The following is a 19,042-nucleotide window of genomic DNA, read 5'->3' on the forward strand; positions in this document are numbered from 1 at the left end:
TTTACGCCCAGACAGTAGACTGGGCGGCACCGCGAACGAACCCCAGAGTTTAAACCACCGCCCCATGCTGAAGCTCGACCGATACCTGCTGGGCGATTTCGTCCAGAGTTTCCTGGCTACCCTGATCGTCCTGCTGGTGGTCAGCGTGGGCGGCGTGCTGGTGGACATCCTCGGCAACATCGCCGACGGGCGGCTGCCGGCCAAGCTGCTGTTCTCGCAGCTTGGCCTGCAGTTCATCGCCTACCTGCCGCTGATCCTGCCGCTGGCACTGATGCTGGGCCTGCTGCTGGCCATCGCCCGCCTGTACCGCGATTCGGAAATGGCGGTCATCACCGCCATTGGCGTGGGCCCCAAGCGCCTGCTGCGGCCGCTGTTGATGCTGGTGGTGCCGGTGGTGGTGCTGGTCGGCACCTGCTCGCTGTGGCTGGGCCCCTGGGCCGGCCGGGTGGCCGAGCAGATGATCATCGAGGCCAACCGCAGCGTGCTGATGGCCGGCCTGGAGCCGGGCCGCTTCACCCCGCTGCCCAATGGCGGCGTGGTCTACCTGTCCTCGATCTCGCCCGATGGCACCCAGCTGGGCAAAGTGTTTCTGCAGCGCCAGAAGGATGACCGCCTGGAGGTGGTGTCGGCCAATGGCGGTCGCATGTTCTTCGAGGGTACCCGCCAGCGCTTCCTGGAGCTGGATGACGGCCACCAGGTCGAAGGGCCGGTGGCCGGTGCGCTGGACTACCGCCTGGCGACCTTCGCCCGCAATGACGTGGCCCTGCCCGATGGCGCGCAGACCCGCACCGAGGATGACCCGGAACTGATGCCGACCCTGCAGCTGATCGGCGATGAGCGTCCGCAGGCGCAGGCGCAGCTGCACCGCCGCCTGGCCCCGCCGCTGATCGCGCTGGCGTTCGCCCTGCTGACCGTGCCGCTGGGCCGCAGCTCGCCGCGCCAGCAGCGCTACGGCCGCATGATGCTGGCGCTGATGGCCTACATGGTCGGCACCAACCTGATGTTCATCGGCAGCGGCTGGATCGCCAACGGCAAGATCCCCGCTGCGCTCGGCCTGTGGTGGTTGACCCTGCCGCTGCTGGCGCTGGCCATCTGGATGTATGCACGTGATGGCCGCCTGGGCCGCCCGAAGGGAGCCCGCGCATGAGGCTGCGCCCGATGCGTTTCGACCTGTACCTGGGCCGGTCGGTGTTCACCACCGTGTTGCTGACCTGGGCCGTACTGGTCGGCCTGGACGTGGTGATGGCGTTCTCCGGCGAGTTCAAGGACATCGGCAAGAACGGCTACACCCTGGGCCATGCCGCCGCCTGGGTGCTGTATACGGTGCCACGCCGCGCCTACACCATGTTCCCCACCGCCGCGGTGATCGGCGCACTGATGGGCCTGGGCCAGCTGGCGGCGACCTCGGAGCTGACCGCGCTGCGTGCACTGGGGCTGTCGCGCAAGCGCCTGAGCGTTTCAGTGGCGATCGCGCTGTCGCTGCTGACCGCGGTGATGGTGCTCAGCGCCGAGACCCTGGGCCCCTGGGGCCAGGACCGTGCCGATGCGTTGAAGTCCAGTGCCAAGTGGGGGCGGGATATCGCCACCAGCCGTTATTCGGGCCTGTGGGCACGCGAGGGCGATACCTTCCTCAATGCGCAGAGTGGCGAGGAGCAGCTGGTTGGCGACAAGGGCACGCGCCTGATCCTGCGCGACGTGCGCCTGTATCACATCGCTGAAGACGGCCGGATCGCCTCGCTGACCCATGCTGCCACCGTCGAGCATGACAAGGATGGCTGGGTATTGACGGGCGTGCGCCGGGACACCTTTGGTGAACGCTCGGCCACGCGTGAGGAAGTGGCGCGCGAAGCGTGGAATTCTTCGCTGGATCCGGCGGCGCTGGCCACCGGCATCGCCAAGCCGCGCAACCTCAGCGTGGCCGAACTGAGTACCAGCATCGCCTATCGCCAGCGCAACGGGCTGGATGCGCGCGACTTCGAGGATGTGTACTGGAGCCGCTGGTTCTACCCGGTGAACGTGCTGGCGCTATGCCTGGCGGCGGTGCCGTTCGCGTTCGGTTCGCTGCGCAGCGGCGGCATGGGCAAGCGCCTGTTCCTGGGCATCCTGTTCGCGCTGGGCTTCTGGCTGCTGCAGCTGTTCTTCGGGCGCATGGCCGGCGCGTTGAAGTTCGATTACCGCATTGCCTATGCGCTGCCGCCGATCGTGATGCTGGCGGTGTCAGGACTGCTGTTCCGGCGCAAGTCGGGCTGATTCTGGTTGTTGTAGAGCCGAGCCTGTGCTCGGCTGTCACGTACAGTGCGGAAAGCAGCCGAGCACGGGCTCGGCTCTACAGACAGCGCCTTACCGTTTCGGCATCCGCACCAGGCGGGTACCGCTGGCGCGGTCGTGCCAGGTCAGGCGTTCGCGATCGACCCACGCCCACCAGAATCCCAGTCCACCCAGCAGCAGGGACAGCGTGCCCACGGCGAAGCGCAGCCACAGCTGGCTGCGCCGCAGCGGCGCGCCATCGCTGGCGTGCAGTTTCAGCCGCCACGGCCGCATGCCCAGCGTCTGCCCGCCGCGGCGCCAGCTTGCCGTCGCGTACCACCCCGTGATCGCCCAGCACACCGCCCACAGCAGCCACTGCCAAGCACTGAACGGCGCGATGTTCTCGCGCTGGGCATGGCCGCTGAAGGTGTAGGCAAGGGTGAACAGGGTGCCGGCCAGCATCCACAGCGCCAGCACCGGCAGCGCGTCGTAGACCATCGCCAGCGCGCGCCACAGCAGCAATGCGCGCGGGCGGGGCAGCTCTGTAGCAGCCGCAGGGGCCGTATCAATGACGGGGCGGGACATGCGCCGAGCATACGCAATGCTGGCCGCATCCGCAGTGGCCCTCGTATCCTGCACGCATGGCCTCTGTTTCCACCCCCGCCGAGCGCCGCCAGCTGGTGCAGCAACTGCCCGAGCTGCGCGCCGATGACAGCGTGCGCATCCAGCGCTTCCTCGATGCGATCTGGGCCGAGAACGGCCTGGCCCGCGCCACCCTCGACAGCTACCGGCGCGACCTGGAAGGGCTGGCACGCTGGATGGACGGGCGCGATGGTGGCCTGGCCGGCATCGAGCGTCCCGGCCTGTTCGACTATCTGGCTTGGCGTACCCGCCATGGCTGGTCACCGCGCAGCAATGCGCGGTTGCTGTCGGCGCTGCGGGCGTTCTTCGCCGATGGCGTGCGCCGCGGCGAACGCAGCGAGGATCCCAGCGCGCTGCTGGATCCGCCCAAGCTGCCACGATTGCTGCCCAAGGCGCTGGCCGAGAGCCAGATCGACGCGCTGTTGGCAGCACCGGATGTCGACAGCCCGCTGGGCCTGCGCGATCGGGCCATGCTGGAGCTGATGTATGCCGCCGGCCTGCGCGTGAGCGAGCTGGTGCTGCTGCCCGCCACCGCGGTCAACCTGCGCCAGGGCGTGCTGCGGGTGACCGGCAAGGGCAGCAAGGAACGGCTGGTGCCGCTGGGTGAGGAGTCGCAGCACTGGCTGGAGCGTTACCTGCAGCAGTCGCGCCCGCTGCTGGTCGGCAAGGGCAAGGTGCACGCGTTGGCAGACGGGCAGACACCGTTGTTCGTCGAGCCGACGCTGCATGCGCTGACCCGCCAGGCGTTCTGGCATCTGGTCAAGCGCCACGCCCAGGTGGCCGGCATCGATCCGGCGCGGATCAGCCCGCATGGCCTGCGGCACAGCTTTGCCACGCATCTGCTCAACCGCGGTGCCGACCTGCGCGCGCTGCAGATGCTGCTCGGCCACAGCTCGCTGTCGACCACCCAGATCTACACCCTGGTGGCCCGCGAACACCTGCAGAAGCTGCACGCACGCCACCATCCGCGCGGCTGAGCGCAGGCCTGAACCCCGGCCTCAAGCGTCGGGCGGTGTCGCGGCCCGGTCGCGGCAGCTGTGTCAGAATCCGGGGTCTTCTTCTGCCGCGGACCGCTCCATGCTCCGATTTGCCATCGCCGCCGTGTTCGGTGCGCTCAGCCTGACCGCCTGCGCCCAGCCGGCCCCGCCAGCTGCCAAGGCACCCGCCACCGCTGCGGCCAAGGCCAGCCCGGCCGCCAACGCGTCGGCCGATCAGGCCGTGCGCGCCGCGCTGACCGCGCTGAACCCCGGTTTCCAGGTGGACTACATCGGTGCTGCACCGTTCCCCGGCTTCCGTGAGGTCGTCGTGTCCGGCCAGCTGCTGTACGTGTCCGATGATGGCCGCTACCTGTTCCAGTCGCAGCCCTACGACACCCGCGCCAAGGGCCCGGCCAACAGCGAAGGCCTGCTCGGCTACCGCCGCGATCTGCTGGCCAAGGCCAACCATGGCGACCGCATCGTGTTCGCCGCGCCGAATGCCAAGTACACCATCAGCGTGTTCACCGACATCGAGTGTGGCTACTGCCGCAAGCTGCACCAGGACATCGCCGAGCTCAACCGCAACGGCATCACCGTCGAGTACCTGGCGTTCCCGCGCATGGGGCTGGGCAGCAAGGACTACACCGACATGATCTCGGTCTGGTGTGCAGCGGATCGCCGCCAGGCGCTGACCAATGCCAAGCGCGGTGGCAATGTGCCGGCCAAGAACTGCACCAACCCGGTGGCGATGCAGTACGCACTGGGCCAGCAGCTGGGCGTGAACGGGACGCCGGCGATCTTCGCGCCGGACGGTACCCAGCTGGGCGGTTACCTGCCGCCGGCGCAGCTGCGCGCGGCGCTGGAAAAGCTGTCGGCCAAGCGCTGATCGTCGCATGTCATTCGCTGTAGAGCCGAGCCCGTGCTCGGCTCCGGCAACATCAGCCGAGCATGGGCTCGGCTCTACAGGTCAGGGGCCGGGGACGCGTTGCGCCCCCGGCTTTTTTCTTATTTCAGGCCATCACTGACCGCCTTGGTCAGCGTGCCCTGTGCATCGTCACCGCTGAACTCCCAGACGAACGCGCCGCCCAGGCCCTGGGTCTTCACGTAGCCCATCTTGCGGGTGATGTTGGCCGGGGTATCGAAGCTCCACAGCGTGCTGCCGTTGTAGATCCAGGTGGCACCGGCGGTGTTGTCGGTGTAGCCCGGCCACGCCAGGTTCTTCAGCACCTTCCAGTCTTCGATGCCCGCCTCGTAGGTACCCGGGGCGGCGCCGGTGGCGGTCTGGTACAGGCCGTTGTTGGCGTTGGCCACGCCGGTCCAGCCGCGCCCGTAGTAGCCGATGCCCAGGTTGAGCTTGGCGGCGGGCACGCCGCGGCTGATGAAGGCCTCGATGGCGTCGTTGCTGTTGTACAGCTTCTGGTCGCCGGTGGACGGATCATTCGGCGAATCAAACAGCGCCGACTGGTGATTGGTCTTCGTATCCCACGCACCGTGGAAGTCGTAGGTCATCACGTTGATGTAGTCCAGGTACGAGTGGTACGCGGCCGGATCGGTGACGCGGATCTTGTCGATGCCGGCGCCCACCGCCACCGTCAGCAACAGGCCCGGACGCACGGCATCGAGCTGGCGGCGGAACTCGGCCATCAGTGCGGTGAAGTTGGCGTTGTCTTCCGGCTTGCCGCATTCGATGCCGCAGGCCACCGGGTATTCCCAGTCGATGTCGATGCCGTCGAACACGCCCAGCGCGGCACCGGCGCCACCGGCACCGTCGGTCACCGGCAGGTTGCCCTTGATGTAGGCGTCGATGCACGAGGCGACGAACGCCTGGCGGTTTTCTGGGCGCGCCGCGCTGGAGAAGCCGCGCGACCAGGTCCAGCCACCCAGCGAGATCAGCACCTTCATGCCCGGGTACTTGGCCTTGAGCTGCTTGAGCTGGTTCCAGTTGCCACGCAGCGGCTGGTCCCAGGTATCGGCGCTGCCGCTGACACTCTCGGCAGCGCTGAAGGCCTTGGTGTAGTCGGCGAAGGCATCGCCACCGGCACCGCTGTTCGGATCCGACGGCTGGGTGATGCCCACTTCGCAGCGGTTGTTGCGCACGTTGCCGAACGCGTAGTTGATGTGGGTCAGGCGTGCGGCCGAGCCGCTGCTGTCGATGTTCTTGACCCGGTAATTGCGGCCGTAGATGCCCCACTGGGTGAAGTAGCCGATGACCCGCTTGCCGGTGGTGCCGCCGTCGCCGGCCAGCGTGGTGGCGCTGATCTCGGTGCCCTGTGCCGACGCGTTGCCGGCGTTGTCGCGGGCGCGCACGCGGTAGCGGTAGGTGGTGGAGGCAGTCAGCCCGCCGTCGACATAGCTGGCACTGGACGGTGAACCGACCAGGCTGCCGTTGCGGTACACGTCGTAGCCGGCCACGCCGCTGCCGCCGGTGTTGTCGGTGGACGGGCTCCAGCTGAGCGCGATGCTGTTGGCGGTGCGCGTACCGACCGCCAGCCCGCCCGGCACGCTGGGCGCGGTGGTATCGCCACCGGCGGCGTTGACGGTGATGGTGATGGTCGCGGTGCTGCTGGTGGCGTTGTTGTTGTCGGTGGCCACCGCGCGCAGGGTGTGGCTGCCGGCGCTGGCATTGGCCCAGCTGGCCGCATACGGCGCACTGGTGGCCACGCCGAGCGTGCTGCCATCGCGGAAGAACTCGACCTTGGCGACACTGCCGTCCGGATCACTGGCGGTGGCAGTCACGTTGACCGTGCTGCCGGCACTGAAGGTGGCACCGTTGGCCGGCGAGGTCAGGCTGACCACCGGCGGCTGGTTGGCGCCGCTGCCATCGCAGGCGCCGAGGTTGGTGTAGTAGGGCGCACCGGCCGGATGGTCCGGCGGCGCGTTCCAGATGTCCTGGTTCGCCCGATAGAGGACGCCTCCTTTCTGCAGGGTATCGCCGGCCCGGTAGATCTTGGCCTGGTCCCATTGGGCCACCCCGGCACAGCTGGCGGCCTGCGCCAGGCCGGGCAGGGCGGCGGCACCGGCGGCCAGGGCAAGCAGCCAGGCCAGGCGGTGGGGACGACAGCTTCGGGTCGAACGTTCGGCACTGCGCACAATCGGGTCGTACATGGGTAAGTCTCCGATCAAAGGGCGCGCGGGCCCCGATGGCGCCGCGCGTGACGCAGGTCCGGGCATCGCCCGGGAAGGCGACGGAGGGGCCGGACGGAGGTACCTGGGAGGCCGGGGAGAGAGTCCGGCGCCAGGTAGGGACAACGTTGTCATCAATCGTGTGGTCAATCCGTGAGCAAGCGCATGGTTCGGGGAATCGGGCGGAGAGCGCGCTGAGCGCGGTCGGCGGCCATCGGCGGTGCCCCTCGTGGTTGGTCGGCACGCGAATTCAAGGGTTTGGTCGGGCGGGCGTCCCCCGCCACCGGACCCACCCCGCCATCCCACGGGAAGCCAGCTTTTGCTCTGGCCGTTGCCGTTGCCCTGGCCTCGGCGGGTGCCGGGCGCCGCCCGGCAGAGCCCTTCCCCCGCTTCCGGTACAATGTCGGGCCCGTTTCCCAACTACGGTTCCCCGGACATGATGGTCCTCGAGGGCGCGCCCGCCCTGTCGCCGTTCCGCCGCGAACGTCTTGAATCCCGCCTGCAGTCCATCGCGCCCTCCCTGCGCATCAGCGGTGCCTGGCACGTCTACTTCGTGCAGCCCGAAGGCAGCGCCGCCCCCGACCTCGCCACGCTGTGCCGCATCCTCGAAGCTGCGCCGCAGGCCGAGGCCCTGGCCGAAGGCGCGGTCAGCCGCATCGTGGTGCCGCGCCTGGGCACGCTGTCGCCGTGGTCGAGCAAGGCCACCGAGCTGGTCCGTGGTGCCGGGCAGCCGGTGAGCCGGGTCGAGCGCGGCCTGCGCATCGACGTGCAGGGCTGGCCGGCCGATGCCGCCGCCCAGCAGGCGCTGGTCAAGGCACTGCACGACCCGATGACGCAGTCGGTGCTGGAGACCGTGGAGCAGGGCCAGGCGCTGTTCTCGGCGCCGGCCCGTGGCGAACTGGAACGCGTGCCGGTGGACCAGCTGGAGGCCGCCAACCAGCGCCTCGGCCTGGCCATGGCCCAGGACGAGATCGACTACCTGCGCGAACGCTTCACCGCGCTGGGCCGCGCGCCGTCCGATGTCGAACTGATGATGTTCGCGCAGGCCAATTCCGAGCACTGCCGGCACAAGATCTTCAACGCCAGCTGGACCATCGACGGTCAGGAGCAGGACCGCTCGCTGTTCCGGATGATCAAGAACACCCACCAGCAGACCCCGCAGCACACGCTCAGCGCGTACAGCGACAATGCCGCGGTGATTGAAGGCCATCCGGCGTCGCGCTACCGCCCCGATCCGGCCAGTGGCGAATACCGCCGCGAAGCACAGGTGCCCAGCGCGTTCCAGATCAAGGTGGAAACGCACAACCACCCGACCGCGATCGCACCGTTCCCGGGCGCATCGACCGGCAACGGTGGCGAGATCCGCGACGAAGGCGCAACCGGCCGCGGCGGCAAGCCGAAGGCAGGCCTGTCCGGTTTCTCGGTCTCGCACCTGCGCATCCCGGAGCTGCCGCAGCCGTGGGAAGCACCGCGCGCGCTGAACCCGCGCATGGCGCCGGCGCTGGAAATCATGACTGACGGCCCGCTGGGCGGCGCTGCGTTCAACAACGAATTCGGCCGCCCGAACCTGCTCGGCTACTTCCGCAGCTTCGAGCTGCCGGAAGGCGCCGATCTGGTCCGCGCCTACGACAAGCCGATCATGCTGGCCGGTGGCCTCGGCGCGATCGATCGCGTACAGGTCGACAAGATCCCGCTGCAGGCCGGTGATGCGGTCATCGTGCTCGGTGGCCCGGCGATGCTGATCGGCCTGGGCGGCGGCGCCGCCAGTTCGGTGGCCTCCGGTGAAAGCGCCGAGGACCTGGACTTCGCCAGCGTGCAGCGCGACAACCCGGAAATGGAGCGTCGCTGCCAGGAGGTCATCGACCGCTGCGTGGCAATGGGTGCCAACAACCCGATCAAGTTCTTCCATGACGTCGGTGCAGGTGGCCTGTCCAATGCCATCCCCGAACTGCTGCACGACTCGAACGTCGGTGGTGTCATCGACCTGGGCAAGGTGCCCACCGATGATCCGTCGCTGTCGCCGATGCAGCTGTGGTGCAACGAGTCGCAGGAGCGCTACGTGCTGGGCGTGGCCCAGGAGCGCCTGGCCGAGTTCGCTGCGCTGTGCGCCCGCGAGCGCTGCCCGTTCGCCGCCGTTGGCGTGGCCACCGCTGAAGCGCACCTGGTGGTCGCCTACGGCGCCGTGCCGGGCCACACCCCGACCGATGCGCCGATCGACCTGCCGATGGACGTGCTGTTCGGCAAGCCGCCGAAGATGCACCGCGACACCGCGCACCCGCCGGCACCGCGCTGGCCGGCGCTGAAGACCGGCGGCCTGGACCTGCAGGACGCCGGCCTGCGCGTGCTCGCGCACCCGACGGTCGCTTCGAAGAACTTCCTGGTCACCATCGGTGACCGCAGCGTCGGCGGCCTGACCGCGCGCGAACAGATGGTCGGCCCGTGGCAGCTGCCGGTGGCCGACGTGGCGATCACCCTGGCCGACTTCGACGGCGTGGCCGGCGAAGCGATGTCGATCGGCGAGCGCACCCCGCTGGCCCTGCTCGATGCGGCTGCTTCGGCACGCATGGCGGTGGGCGAAGCGCTGACCAACCTGTGCGCGGCCCCGGTCGATGCGCTGGATGAGATCAAGCTGTCGGCGAACTGGATGGCCGCGGCCGGCCACCCGGGCGAAGACGCGCTGCTGTACGACGCGGTGAAGGCCGTGGGCATGGAACTGTGCCCGCAGCTGGACATCAGCATCCCGGTCGGCAAGGACTCGCTGTCGATGCAGGCGCAGTGGCACGACCAGGGCGAAGCGCACAAGAGCGTGTCGCCGGTGTCGCTGGTGATCTCGGCGTTCGCGCCGGTGGCCGACGTGCGCCAGCAGCTGACCCCGCTGCTCGATCGTGATGTGGACAGCGAGCTGTGGTTGATCGGCCTCGGCGCCGGCAAGCAGCGCCTGGGCGGTTCGATCCTGGCGCAGGTGCATGCCGACCACGGCGACCTGCCGGCCTTCGCCGGCGCCGCACCGGACCTGGATGACCCGCAGCGCCTGCGTGGCTTCTTCGAGCTGATCCGCGATGCGCGCCAGGCCGGCCTGCTGCTGGCTTACCACGACCGCAGCGACGGCGGCGCCTTCGCCGCGCTGTGCGAAATGGCCTTCACCTCGCGGCTGGGCCTGGACATCACCCTCGATGCCTGGGGTGATGATCCGTTCCGCAGCCTGTTCAATGAAGAGCTGGGCGCGGTGGTGCAGATCGCCCGCGAAGACCGCGCCGCCTTTGCCGACCTGGTCGAGCGCCATGCACTGATCGAGTGTGCACAGCGCATCGCCAAGCCGACCACCGCACCGGTGGTGCGCGTGTCGCTGGCCGGCGAGAACCTGGCCGAATGGCGCTGGGAAGCGCTGTTCGACGCCTGGTGGTCGGTCACCCACGCGATGCAGAAGCGCCGCGACAACCCGGCCAATGCCGATGCCGAGCGCGAGATCGCCCGTGCCTTCACTGCGCCGGGCCTGAAGCCCAAGCTCAGCTTCGACCTCAATGAAGATGTGGCCGCCCCGTTCATCAGCACCGGCGCGCGTCCGCGCGTGGCGGTACTGCGCGAGCAGGGCGTCAACGGCCAGATCGAAATGGCCAACGCCTTCGAACGTGCCGGCTTCCGCGCCTTCGACGTGCATATGAGCGACCTGATCGAAGGCCGCGTGGCATTGCAGGACTTCACCGGCCTGGTCGCCTGCGGTGGCTTCAGCTACGGCGACGTGCTGGGTGCCGGCCGCGGCTGGGCCACCTCGATCCTGGAGCGCAGTGCGCTGCGTGATGCCTTTGCCGCGTTCTTCGCGCGCGAGGACAGCTTCGCGCTGGGCGTGTGCAACGGTTGCCAGATGATGAGCCAGCTCAAGGGCATCATTCCGGGGGCCGAGCACTGGCCGCAGTTCCGCCGCAACGCCAGTGAGCAGTTCGAAGCCCGTACCGCGCTGCTGGAAGTGGTGGAGTCGCCGTCGATCCTGCTGCGTGGCATGGCTGGTTCGCGCCTGCAGGTGGCGGTGGCGCATGGTGAAGGCCAGGCCGTGTTCGACAATGCCGTCGACCAGGCAGCCGCTCGCGTTTCGCTGCGCTACATCGATGGCAACGGCAACGTGGCCAGCCAGTACCCGCTGAACCCGAACGGTTCGCCGGACGGCATCACCGGCCTGACCAGCAGCGACGGCCGCGTCACCATCATGATGCCGCACCCGGAACGCACGCCGCGCGCGCTCAACATGAGCTGGGCGCCGGCCGAGTGGCAGGGTGACTCGCCGTGGATGCGCATGTTCCGCAACGCGCGGGTATGGTGCGGCTGATCGCAGCGTTCTGCGCAGGCCGCAATGCCGCTGCGTACGGAAAAACCCGCCGTTGATCGGCGGGTTTTTCTATGCGCGCGTGAAACTCCTGTCCCGACCGCTAGTTACATCGATTTTCATGCGGCGGAACTTCGTCACGCTTGCCTAACAAAACACTTTCATAAACAGGTGAAAGGGTGAACTGCTTCACGGCAATAGGATTTGTCGTGTCAAAGTCTTGACGATTTGGAAAGTTGCCGTTAACACTTGAACCCCGTTTCAGAATCATTCATTTCGCAGTAACCGGTTGGCGCACGCGCTCGGTTTTCTGTCGCTGCGCGCCGTTCGGCAATACCCCGCAGTAAATCACGCGAATAAACGCCCCCAGGGGACGTTGGGCCGGAAAGCCCAGCGGTGGCGTTGCTTTGCCCAAAACCAGTCCAATCAGGAGCCGTACCGATGAATCGGATTTATCGCAAGGTCTGGAACAAAGCATTGGGTCAGTTGGTGGTGGCCTCGGAACTGGCTTCCTCCGACAGCAGCAGTGGCGGGGTCGTCGACCAGCGCCGCGATGCGACGCAGGCCACGCCCGCACTGCTGGCGGTGGCACTGGGCCTGGTATTGGGGTTGGGCATGAGCGGCACCGCCGCAGCACAGTCGGTGCAGATCGGCGGCAGCGCCACCTGCGTGGCATTCAGCGGCAAGCTGCTCGAAAAGTGCCTGATCGAGGGCTCGGCCAGTGCCAAGGGCAGCAACGCGGTGGCGATCGGCAGCAACAGCAGCGCCACTGCCGCCAACAGCGTAGCGCTGGGCGCCGGCTCCAAGGCCACGCGGGCCAACACGGTGTCCGTGGGTGATACCGGCAAGGAACGCCAGATCACCCATGTTGCCGCAGGCACCCAGGCCACCGATGCGGTAAACAAGTCACAGCTGGATGCGCAGGCGCGCGCCACGCAGGCCGCGCTGGCCGATGTCGCCGCAGATGGAAACCGCTATTTCAAGGCCGACGGCGCAGGTGATGACAGCGACGCGGCGAAGATCGACGGACAGGGCGCGGTTGCGGCGGGTGCGGGTGCACAGTCGCTGGCCAACGCCACCACCGCCATCGGTACCCAGGCCATTGCCGCGGGCCTGGGCGCAAGCGCGTTAGGCCAGGGCGCATTGGCGATCGGTGATGCCAGCGTAGTGGTCGGGCAGAGCGCTGCCGCGTTCGGTCTTGGTGACACCGCCGTCGGCGCCAGTGCCTATGCCGCAAGCGAGAATGGCGCGGCCACCGCACTGGGTGCCTTGTCCGAAGCCACCGCCGATGGCGCGACCGCTGTCGGCGGCGGTGCCGTGGCGATGGGCCCGGGCAGCACCGCATTGGGCCGCGGCGCCACCGCCGCCAACGAAGCGTCGATCGCAGTCGGTGCGTTCAGCACTGCTGTCGGTGAATACAGCACCGCGCTGGGTTCGAATTCCGCTGCGGTTGCCACCGGCAGCGTGGCGCTGGGCGCGGGTTCGCTGGCCGACCGCGTCGATACCGTGTCCGTCGGTGCCGCCGAATACGGCCTGACCCGGCAGATCACCAGCGTTGCCGCAGGCACCGAAGACAACGATGCGGTCAATGTCGGCCAGTTGAAGGACGTGGCCGCCGTGGCCGATGCCACCGCCAAGCGCTTCCAGGCCACCGGCAGCAGCAACAGCGATGCCGGTGCACTGGCCGAAGGTGACGATGCACTGGCGGCCGGCGAGGCCGCCAATGCCCTCGGCAACGGCACCACGGCCGTCGGTGCCGGGGCCACAGCCGTTGCGCAGAACGCCACCGCCGTCGGCAACAACGCGCTGGCGTCGGGCCAGAACAGCGCCGCGTTCGGCAACAACGCGCAGGCCAACGGTCCAGGCAGCGTTGCCGTGGGTGGTGCTGCGGTGGATGCCGACGGCAACCCGCTGATCACCAGTGGCGGCGTACCGGTGGAAACCGGCGCGACCAGCGCAGGCGTCGGTGGCACCGCGGTGGGCGCGAGTGCCGAAGCCAGCGGATTTGCGGCGTCGTCCTACGGTGTGGGTGCCTATGCGGCCGGCGCGCAGGCATCCGCGTTCGGTGCGGTGGCCAATGCCATCGGCGACTATTCCACCGCACTGGGTACCCAGAGCAATGCGACCGGCACCAGCAGCGTCGCCATCGGTGGCCCGGCCGACCTGATTCCCGGCCTGGGCTTCTTCGTGCAGACCCAGGCCAGCGGCGAAGCCGCGACCGCCGTCGGTGCCGGCGCCATCGCCAGTGGCGATCGTGCGGTGGCCAACGGCAGCCTGAGCGAAGCCTCCGGTGCTGAAGCCACCGCTGTTGGCTACTTCGCCTATGCACCGGGTGAGAACGCCAGTGCGCTGGGCGCGCAGACCTGGGCCAGCGGTGCGCAGAGCACTGCAGTGGGTTACTACGCCACCGCACGCGGCACCAACAGCGTCGCGCTTGGCGCGAACTCCGAAGCAGTGCGTGCCAACAGCGTGGCCGTTGGCAGTGCAGGCAACGAGCGGCAGATCACCAGCGTTGCTGCGGGCAGCGAAGCCACCGATGCCGTGAACAAGGCGCAGCTCGATGCCGTGGCCAGCACCGCCGACAGCACCGCGCGCTTCTTCCAGGCACAGCCGGAAGCCGACAGCGATGCCGGCGCGCTGGCCGAGGGCGAGGGCGCCGTCGCCGCCGGTTCGTCGAGCAATGCGATCGGCGCCGGCGCAGTAGCCCATGGCGCGGCTGCGTCGGCCATCGGCGATGACAGCGTGGCCGTGGGCCGCAACAGCGCAGCCACCGGCAATGGCGGTGTCGCCATCGGTGGCCTCGGCCAGGCCTACGACGAGTTCAACCAGCCGATCATCGGTGCCGATGGCACGGCACAGCAGGTGGGCACCACTGCCGTCGCCGATGCCACTGCGGTGGGCAGTGGCGCGCAGGCCACCGGGGCTGCCAGCAGCGCCTTCGGCAACGCGGCCAAGGCCAGTGGTGACAACAGCTTCGCCGCCGGCGGCAAGTCGCGCGCCACCGGCAGCTATGCGGTCGCGGTCGGCGACAGCGCCTTCGCCAGCAGCGATGACAGCACCGCAGTAGGCGGCTACAGCTGGGCCACTGCCAGTGGTGCAGCAGCATTCGGTTCGGGTGCATGGGCCACCGCCACCAATGCCTCGGCGTTCGGTAATGCGGCGTGGGCCAGTGGCAGCGGCGCCACGTCCATCGGTTACAACAGCTGGGCCAACGGCGCCAGTTCTACGGCGGTCGGCCGCGGTGCCTTCGGCTATGGCGACAACAGCGTGGCACTGGGATTCCAGGCGCTGGGCAACAGCATCAACAGCATCGCCATCGGCACCAATACAGTGGCCGGTGGTGAAAGCGCGATCGCGCTTGGCGCCGGCAGTAACGCCAGCGCCAGCAACGCTGTCGCGCTCGGTGCCGGTTCGGTTGCCAGTCGTGCACGTACGGTATCGGTGGGTAGCAGCGGCAACGAACGCCAGGTCACCAACGTCGCCGCGGGCACCCAGGCCACCGACGCAGTGAACAAGGCACAGCTGGATGCGGTTGCGACCACCGCCACCACCACCAGCCGCTTCTTCCAGGCCAGCGGCAACGGCGACGACGTAGCCGGTGCACTGGTGGAGGGTGACAACGCACTGGCGGCCGGTGATGCCGCCAACGCCATCGGCAATGGCGCCACCGCACTGGGCAGCGGCGCCAACGCGCTGGCCAGCAACGCACAGGCGCTGGGTTTCAATGCACTTGCAACCGCGGCCAACGCCAGCGCTGTCGGTGCCAACGCACAGGCCACGGGCGAGTACGCCACCGCGCAGGGTGCGGAAAGCGAAGCCAGCGGCGAGCAGAGCGCGGCGTTCGGTGCGGCCAGCATCGCCAGCGGCGCCGGTAGCACTGCCAATGGCGTGCTGTCCGAAGCGTCCGGCGAAGAAGCCGTGGCCGTGGGCTACTTCAGCAATGCCAGCGGCGACGCGGCCACCGCTGTCGGCAGCGAGAGCGTGGCCAGTGGTACGGCGTCGGCGGCCTTCGGTATCGGTGCCGAAGCCAGCGGCGGTTACAGCACTGCCATCGGTGGCTATGCACAGGCCTCGGCCTTCAATGCCACCGCGTTCGGCAACTTCGCCAATGCCTCCGGTTCCAACAGTGTGGCGGTGGGTGGCGATTCGGAAGCCTCCGGCGCCTACAGCACCGCCACCGGCCAGGGCAGCCTGGCGACCGGCACCAACAGCGTCGCCGTGGGTGGTTCGTTGTTCGGCGTGCTGGCCACCGAGGCCTCGGGCAACTACTCCACCGCGGTGGGTGGTGGTGCTTGGTCGGGCGGCATCAACAGCACCGCGCTGGGCAATGCCGCCGAATCGCGCGGCGCCAACAGCGTGGCGCTGGGTGCCGATTCGATCGCCGATCGCGACAACACCGTGTCGGTGGGCGGCGGTGGCAACACCCGCCAGATCACCAATGTGGCCGATGGCACGCAGGGCAATGATGCGGTCAACAAGAACCAGCTCGACGCCGTCGCCGCGGCAGCGGAAAAGACCCGCCGGCAGTTCCAGGCCAGTGGCAACGCCGACGGTGAAACCGGCGCGTTGGTGGAGGGTGACAACGCGCTGGCGGCCGGTGATGCGGCCAACGCGATCGGCAACGGTGCCACCGCGCTCGGCAGCGGTGCCAATGCGCTGGCCGCCAACGCCACCGCCGTGGGCATCGATGCGCTGGCCACCGGCAGCAACGCGGCTGCCCTGGGCAGCACGGCACAGGCCACCGGCGAGGACAGCCTGGCCCTGGGCAGCGGTGCCGGCGCCAGCGAGGTTGGTGCAAGCGCGGTGGGGGCGCGTGCACAGGCCAGCGGCGCCTACAGCACGGCCACAGGTACAGAAGCCAATGCCAGCGGCGGGCAGGCGCTCGCCAGCGGTTTCCGCAGCGCGGCTTCGGCTGATGGCACCACCGCAGTGGGTGGCTACGCCGAAGCCAGCGGTCGCCTGGGCACCGCTCTGGGCTATGGCTCGGCGGCCAGCGGTGCCAACACCACTGCAGTCGGCTTCGGTGCCGCGGCGGCCGGTACCGGTGCCGTTGCCGTAGGTCAGTCCAGCGAGGCCAGTGGCGAGGAGAGCGTGGCCATCGGCGGCAGCACCTTCTTCGGCCTGATCCCGTCGCGTGCCAGTGGGACGGGTGCGGCGGCGTTCGGCGCCGGTGCCTGGGCCACCGAAGACTACGCGACCGCGATTGGCTGGAACTCGTGGGCGGCAGGCAGCAGCGCCACCGCGCTGGGGGCCAACGCCACCGCCAATGGCAGCAACAGCGTCGCGCTCGGCGCCGGCTCCAAGGCTGACCGTGACAACACCGTAGCCGTCGGCAAGGCTGGCGGTGAGCGCCAGGTGACCCACGTCGCGGCGGGCACCGAAGCCACCGATGCGGTGAACAAGGGTCAGCTGGATGCGGTCGCCAGCGTCGCCGACAAGACCAGCCTGCAGTTCCAGGCCAGCGGCAATGCCGATGGCGAAGCCGGTGCACTGGTGGACGGCGACAACGCACTGGCTGCCGGCAATGCGGCCAACGCCATCGGCAACGGCGCCACCGCGCTGGGCAGCGGCGCCAATGCCATGGCCGCCAATGCCACCGCCGTGGGCTTCGATGCCTTGGCCACCGGCAACAATGCGGCGGCGCTCGGCAACGCGGCGCAGGCCGGAGGTGTCGACAGCGTAGCCGTGGGCAGTGGCGCCAGCGCCAGCGAACTCGGCGCCAGTGCTACCGGCGCCGGTGCCCAGGCCAAGGGTGCCTACAGTACCGCCAGCGGTGCGCAGGCCACGGCCAGTGGCACCCAGTCGCAGGCCAGTGGTTTCCGCGCCAATGCCTCGGCCGATGGTGCGTCTGCGCTGGGCAGCTATGCCGAGGCCAGCGGTCGCCTGGGTACCGCGGCCGGCTACGGCAGCAAGGCAACCGGCGCCAATGCCACGGCGGTAGGTGTGAGTGCCACCGCCAGTGCCGCAGGCAGCGTTGCGCTGGGCGCGGGCTCGGTCGCCGACCGTGCCAACACTGTGTCGGTCGGCAGCGCGAGCAGTGATCGTCAGATCACCCGTGTCGCTGCCGGTACCGAGCGCACCGATGCGGTCAATCGTGGCCAGCTCGATGCGGTCGCGGCGACCGCCGATGGCACGGCCCGCTACGTCAAGGCCACCGGCGCGGGTACTGCCAGTGCCAACGGCAGCGATGCCGCCGCGATCGGTTCGGCAGCCACTGCCAGCGGCGCACGCAGCAATGCCCTGGGTGCCAATGCGATGGCCATCGGCAACGGTGCCCTTGCACTGGGCACCAGCGCCGGTGCATCGGGCGCGAACTCGGTTGCGCTGGGTGCCGGTTCGCGTGCACTCGATGCCAACGTGGTGTCGGTCGGCGGTGGCAATGGCACCGATGGTCCGGCCACGCGCCGCATCGTCAATGTGGCCGATGGCCGCATCGCCGCCGGCAGCAGCGATGCCATCACCGGTTCGCAGCTCAACGTCACCAACCAGCGGGTGGGCGCGGTGGAAACCCGCGTCGGTGATTTCGATTCGCGCATCGCCACCGTGGAAACCACGGCGGCCAGCGCAGTCAGCTATGACGACGCCAGCCGTGACCGCCTGACCCTGTCCGGCTTCCAGGGCACCACCATCGACAACGTCGGTGCCGGCAGCATCGCTGCGGGCAGTCGCCAGGCGATCAACGGCGGCCAGCTGTTCCAGTCGCTCAGTGATGCCGCCAGCTTCCTCGGCGGTGGTGCCAGCGTTGGCATGCAGGGTGTGTTCGTGGCGCCGAACTATGTGATCCAGGGCGCCACCTACAGCAACGTCGGCGATGCGCTCGGCGCGCTGGACCGCAAGGTCAGCGAGATCGACCGCCGCACCGCCGGTGGCACGCGTGCCGGGACTGCCAGCCTGCGCGCAATGAGTACCCCGCTGGATGACAGCCCGCTGGCCAGCGCCGCTGATGCACCTGCAACGGCCGACGCGGCACCGGCCAGCACCGCGCGCGTGCAGGGCACGCCGACCGCTGCCGCCGCCGGTGCCGGGATTCCGGTTGGCACTCCAGCGACGGGCTTCAACGCCGTCGCCATGGGCGAGGGCGCCGTTGCCAGTGGCGCCTCGTCCACCGCCATAGGCCAGGGCGCCAATGCCACCGCGGCCAACGCGGTGGCACTGGGGCAGGGCTCGGTTGCCGATCGTGCCAACACGGTCTCGGTGGGCAGTGAAGGCAACGAGCGCCAGGTCACCAACGTGGCGGCCGGTACCACGGCCACCGATGCGGTCAACAAGGGCCAGCTCGACCGTGGCATGGCCACGGCCAACAGCTACACCGACAGCCGCGTCCAGGCCGTCGCCGACAGCTTCGATGTGTTCAAGGGCGAAATCGACGGACGCCTGCGCCACATGGATCGCCGCATCGACCGCCAGGGGGCGATGAGCGCGGCGATGCTCAACATGGCCACCAGTGCCGCCGGTATCCGCACCCAGAACCGGGTCGGCGTCGGCATTGGCTTCCAGGGCGGCGAGTCGGCGTTGTCGCTGGGCTACCAGCGTGCGATCAGCGATCGCGCCACGGTGACCTTCGGTGGTGCCTTCAGCAGCGACGACAGCTCGGTTGGCGTCGGTGCCGGCTTCGGCTGGTAAGCCACTCCATCGCGCCGGCGGCCACCCACGCCGGCGCAGCACCTGCAGTGAGGGCCTGGGGGGAGGTCACGGCAATCCCGGCTGGGCCGGCCGGGAGTCGTCAAGGAATGAT

Annotated in this window: 8 protein-coding genes; 6 read left to right on the forward strand and 2 right to left on the reverse strand. The window is 69.0% G+C overall.

The features are described 5' to 3' along the window. Positions 1–64: 64 nt before the first annotated feature. Positions 65–1,147 (forward strand): LPS export ABC transporter permease LptF, encoded by a 1,083-nt coding sequence (gene lptF, locus M1L61_RS02805; RefSeq protein ID WP_019338018.1) that lies wholly within the window; start codon positions 65–67, stop codon positions 1,145–1,147. Further along, on the forward strand, positions 1,144–2,250 hold the full coding sequence (gene lptG / locus M1L61_RS02810) for an LPS export ABC transporter permease LptG (RefSeq protein ID WP_043403322.1): 1,107 nt from the start codon (positions 1,144–1,146) through the stop codon (positions 2,248–2,250). Before lptF ends, lptG begins: the two co-directional genes overlap by 4 nt. 90 nt (positions 2,251–2,340) lie before the next feature. On the opposite strand, the gene M1L61_RS02815 is transcribed toward lptG, so the two are convergent. Beyond that, positions 2,341–2,832, reverse strand: coding sequence for an RDD family protein (locus M1L61_RS02815; protein WP_043403325.1), 492 nt, complete (start codon positions 2,830–2,832; stop codon positions 2,341–2,343). Positions 2,833–2,888: 56 nt separating this feature from the next. Between M1L61_RS02815 and xerD the strand changes: the two genes are divergently transcribed. Continuing rightward, a complete protein-coding gene (gene xerD, locus M1L61_RS02820; RefSeq protein ID WP_010480724.1) occupies positions 2,889–3,866 on the forward strand; it encodes a site-specific tyrosine recombinase XerD in 978 nt (325 codons plus the stop codon). A 100-nt stretch (positions 3,867–3,966) separates the two neighbouring features. Then, complete coding sequence (locus M1L61_RS02825) at positions 3,967–4,752, forward strand: thioredoxin fold domain-containing protein (protein ID WP_010480725.1); 786 nt, start codon at positions 3,967–3,969, stop codon at positions 4,750–4,752. Positions 4,753–4,871: 119 nt separating this feature from the next. On the opposite strand, the gene M1L61_RS02830 is transcribed toward M1L61_RS02825, so the two are convergent. Further along, positions 4,872–6,971, reverse strand: a complete 2,100-nt coding sequence (locus M1L61_RS02830; RefSeq protein ID WP_248854283.1) for a glycosyl hydrolase family 18 protein — start codon at positions 6,969–6,971, stop codon at positions 4,872–4,874. Between the two features lie 454 nt (positions 6,972–7,425). On the opposite strand from M1L61_RS02830, the gene purL reads away from it, so the two are divergent. Both purL and M1L61_RS02840 read left to right on the forward strand, forming a co-directional pair. After that, entirely contained in the window at positions 7,426–11,310 is a 3,885-nt protein-coding gene (gene purL, locus M1L61_RS02835) for a phosphoribosylformylglycinamidine synthase (RefSeq protein ID WP_248854284.1), read from the forward strand. A 438-nt stretch (positions 11,311–11,748) separates the two neighbouring features. Continuing rightward, positions 11,749–18,930 carry an ESPR-type extended signal peptide-containing protein gene (locus tag M1L61_RS02840; protein WP_248854285.1) on the forward strand — a complete coding sequence of 2,394 codons (7,182 nt, stop codon included), beginning with the start codon at positions 11,749–11,751 and terminating at the stop codon, positions 18,928–18,930. Positions 18,931–19,042: the final 112 nt, after the last annotated feature.

It is taken from the genome of Stenotrophomonas sp. NY11291 (assembly GCF_023277365.1).
GTDB lineage: Bacteria > Pseudomonadota > Gammaproteobacteria > Xanthomonadales > Xanthomonadaceae > Stenotrophomonas > Stenotrophomonas geniculata.

Bases quoted from the DNA above. Each gene is read 5' to 3' on its own strand.
- lptF (WP_019338018.1), top strand. From the start codon at position 65: ATGCTGAAGCTCGACCGATACCTGCTGGGCGATTTCGTCCAGAGTTTC.
- lptG (WP_043403322.1), top strand. From the start codon at position 1,144: ATGAGGCTGCGCCCGATGCGTTTCGACCTGTACCTGGGCCGGTCGGTG.
- M1L61_RS02815 (WP_043403325.1), bottom strand. From the start codon at position 2,832: ATGTCCCGCCCCGTCATTGATACGGCCCCTGCGGCTGCTACAGAGCTG.
- xerD (WP_010480724.1), top strand. From the start codon at position 2,889: ATGGCCTCTGTTTCCACCCCCGCCGAGCGCCGCCAGCTGGTGCAGCAA.
- M1L61_RS02825 (WP_010480725.1), top strand. From the start codon at position 3,967: ATGCTCCGATTTGCCATCGCCGCCGTGTTCGGTGCGCTCAGCCTGACC.
- M1L61_RS02830 (WP_248854283.1), bottom strand. From the start codon at position 6,971: ATGTACGACCCGATTGTGCGCAGTGCCGAACGTTCGACCCGAAGCTGT.
- purL (WP_248854284.1), top strand. From the start codon at position 7,426: ATGATGGTCCTCGAGGGCGCGCCCGCCCTGTCGCCGTTCCGCCGCGAA.
- M1L61_RS02840 (WP_248854285.1), top strand. From the start codon at position 11,749: ATGAATCGGATTTATCGCAAGGTCTGGAACAAAGCATTGGGTCAGTTG.